This window comes from Streptomyces beijiangensis, assembly GCF_017315755.1.
GTDB lineage: Bacteria > Actinomycetota > Actinomycetes > Streptomycetales > Streptomycetaceae > Streptomyces > Streptomyces beijiangensis.
The window spans coordinates 1-315 of sequence record NZ_JAFLRJ010000934.1 but is presented as its reverse complement, the minus strand read 5'-3'; the positions used below and the strand labels follow the sequence as shown (position 1 = coordinate 315).

Genomic DNA, 315 nt, shown 5'->3' with positions numbered 1-315 from the left:
GCCGCGTACAAGCAGGCGCAGCAGACCGTCGCGGGTACGGACCCCGGCTGCCACCTCCCCTGGCAGCTGCTCGCCGCGATAGGCAAGGTCGAGTCGGGCCAGGCGCGCGGCGGTCGCGTCGACGCGGGCGGCACCACGCTCAGCCCGATACTCGGCCCGGTCCTCAACGGTGTCGGCTTCGCGAACATCTCCGACACCGACCACGGCCAGTACGACGGCGACTCCACGCACGACCGCGCGGTCGGCCCGATGCAGTTCATCCCCTCCACCTGGAAGACGTGGGGTCAGGATGCCAACGGCGACGGCAAGAAGGAC

1 protein-coding gene is annotated in these 315 nt (G+C 70.8%); it reads left to right on the top strand.

Features of this window, described 5'->3' with window-relative positions:
• Positions 1 to 315: lysozyme family protein (locus J0695_RS39945; protein WP_505383635.1), on the top strand; the 315-nt coding region annotated here is incomplete at both ends.